The organism is Reichenbachiella sp. MALMAid0571 (genome assembly GCF_040151475.1).
Classification (GTDB): Bacteria; Bacteroidota; Bacteroidia; order Cytophagales; family Cyclobacteriaceae; genus CAXBNB01.
In genome coordinates, this window is sequence record NZ_JBDKWG010000042.1 from 1 (window position 1) to 2,811 (window position 2,811).

General features: G+C 34.3%; 3 protein-coding genes. All 3 read right to left on the minus strand.

Annotated elements, in window-relative coordinates; genetic code table 11:
* Positions 1–147: 147 nt before the first annotated feature.
* The 3 genes from AAOP42_RS00635 to AAOP42_RS00645 all read right to left on the minus strand — a co-directional run bounded on the left by AAOP42_RS00635 (position 148) and on the right by AAOP42_RS00645 (position 2,532).
* Positions 148–885: an outer membrane beta-barrel protein gene (locus AAOP42_RS00635; RefSeq protein ID WP_349526516.1), complete on the minus strand. Its 738-nt coding sequence runs from the start codon at positions 883–885 to the stop codon at positions 148–150.
* Positions 886–1,033: 148 nt separating this feature from the next.
* Positions 1,034–1,891 carry a hypothetical protein gene (locus AAOP42_RS00640; protein ID WP_349526517.1) on the minus strand — a complete coding sequence of 286 codons (858 nt, stop codon included), beginning with the start codon at positions 1,889–1,891 and terminating at the stop codon, positions 1,034–1,036.
* Positions 1,888–2,532: a DUF4339 domain-containing protein gene (locus tag AAOP42_RS00645; protein WP_349526518.1), complete on the minus strand. Its 645-nt coding sequence runs from the start codon at positions 2,530–2,532 to the stop codon at positions 1,888–1,890. The genes AAOP42_RS00640 and AAOP42_RS00645 overlap by 4 nt, the downstream gene beginning before the upstream one ends.
* Positions 2,533–2,811 lie beyond the last annotated feature (279 nt).

Sequence of the window (2,811 nt, forward strand, 5' to 3'; positions counted from 1 at the left end):
AAAGGGTATGAATCAATGCTTTCCTACTACCAGAATACGCAACCTTCGATTCGATGAACCGCCGTATACGAGACCCGTACGTACGGTGGTGTGAGAGGTGCACCAGTGGGCTATTTGCTCACTGGCCATCTACTCGATTAGCAAACTCTACAAGATTAATCCAATTCCTATATTAAGCATTGTTGGTTCTTTTTCGTCATTATACACTAAATTATTTCCTATTTGTACTTCAGAGTCATTTCCTTTAATAGCATTAAGATATTGGTTTATTTTAAGCAATATAAAACCATTGGTTGAATCTGTAAATGCAATATTTCGTCTTAACTGAATAAAGGCTCCAAAGTTCGTAGAATTATATGACTTTTGCTCAATATTATATTCAGCAACTAAATCATTACTGATTATAGGGTCGTCAGGACTATTAATACTAATAGTTGAAAATCTTGATAAAGTTTCCCCTTTTTCTTTTGCTGAGACTATCAAACTAGTAAAGGCTCCAATTCCAATTGAATATGAATTATCATTACCAAAATGATAATTGAAATTAAAGGGTATTTGAATTTGACTAATTATTCTTTTTCCTTTATTAGTGACAACCCCTATCCTATCTTCAATATTTGATCTGTCGAGGTAAAAACCCAATCCTAATTCAAAGGATGTTCTTTCTCCTAGATTATACTGCAAATTGGGCAAAATAAATCCACCAACATTGATTGAAGATATAATTTCTGGAGCACCATCTACATTAGAATTAATTATTAGTTTGCTTGTTTTGGGAATGGATATTGTTGGGCCAATCGATAAATTGAAATTGATCTTTTGCCTTTGTGAAAAAGTAACTGTTGAAATTAAAACCATCAACATTAATAGTATTATTGTTCTCATAGTCATTTATTCTCGATTCTTCCTATACAACATGTTTGCTAACGATCAGCTAAAATCCGTAGGCTGACCGCTTATTAATTTCTTTAAAAGTATCTGATTCAAATGCTCTTTGCAAGTAGCTCATATGCCTATGGATTTTTAGCGTCTGTTATCGGCTTTGTTTCCATTTGATTTGGTTCTTGGATTCATCAAAACCTGTTGCGTGAATTATCCCACTTTCCTTAAATTTTTTCATTCCATTTTCAATTGACTCAACAGTCATCTTGTTCTGAATTACACTTGTTAATTTCATATTCTCAGATGAGATAAATTTTGAGTTTAGCGCAAAGTTGACTCCTTGTTCGCCAAAAGGAATGCTTGGGTAATAAATGCCGTTTGCATTACCTTTTGAGTGCATTAGTGTTACATTGGAATATGCAGTTGTAATTATGTAAGTTTTCGGATCTTTTTTAGCCCTTTTTCTAAACATTTTGAATAGATACCTGTAAATTTCAATTGTTCCTTCACGAATTTCCGGGTTGCATCGTTCGATGAATTCATCAAGGGCAGAGCCATGATGTTTGTCAAACTCTGAAATTCTATTGTTCTCGTCAGGTGTTGTCACTAATACTACAGTTAAGGATTTTGTTAATACCCACCTGCTAAGCGTAATAGTGATTACTTCCCCAACTTCTCTTGTTTCAGCCCAATACTCTACCAATTCCATGTACGCAGTTGGTATATTTTCTGCACAATAGAACTTTGACTGGAATGGTCTATTACAGCGGGCAAATTCTTTTACACATTCATTAGGAGGCAGTGATATATCTGATACTTTATAAAGTAAGCCTTCATTCTTTTGGGTTCTGGCTCGAAAAATTGAAGTGCCTTCTGGGATCCGATACAAGAGTACAGGTAATTGCTTTACCTTCAAAAAGGCTAGAACTGCCTTTTCATAAGCATACTCGTCAATAGGGTTAAGCAATTCAAGTTCTTTAATAATATCCTTGATGTCCTCAATATTCATTCCTTTTCGTTCAAGTTTTTTTTCGAAGTTTCTTGAACCCAAATTGCACCTTTTGAGATATATCTGAAAACCACAAAAATACCGGAAGCGATTAAAAATATTGCAAATGAATTACTCAATGATTTCTCAGTATATATTTCTTTTCTACTTTCAATATTTTCACTTACCGAAGCGTAGTTCATCCCGTACCATGTAAAAGGGAAATCATCAAGATCAATACCCCAAACAGTATCTTCCCTTAAGTTGGCTTTAATATCATAATCATCATATTTCTTGACGTCATATATAACAAAATAGAATATTGGAAATGATAGAGTTCCGATAATTAATCCATACAAGATTTGTTGGAAGATTGATTTGGTTTCTTTGGCAATAGCAACTTCTGTTTTTGGACTAATTAACTTTTCATTCTGTTTACTTATTTTCGCTTCGACTTTAAGGGGTTCTTTGTCTGGTTTTGGAATTGGTGGAGGTATTACTTTTATTAAGTCTTTTAATTCTTTCAAATTCTTGGCTTCCGTCCAATCATCAAGTTTTTCTGTCCAAACTAATGTGCTTTTGGACATTTGTTTTTGTTTCAGTTCATCAAGCGAAAAGGGACCTAGACGTTCACTGTTCTCTATTATAAAATATTGTTCCATTTTGCAAGTATTTGTTGCCGATAACGGTTAGTATATGAAAATTAGGCGATTTCGAAGCTCCAAACTTTCGAATAAGCACAAAATTTGATACGAGCCAAAAGCCTTGATTTTACCACTGTTTCGCCTATTTTTTATATACATTGTGTGTGCCCAGCATGGGCATCTTTCCCTACATAAAAGTAGGGTATTAATTTATAGGGTGCAAGTCCCTTATGGGCGAGAGTCGTGTCTCGAACCATTAGTAAGCTGCAAGGTGGTTTACCATGAGGTATGCACTGA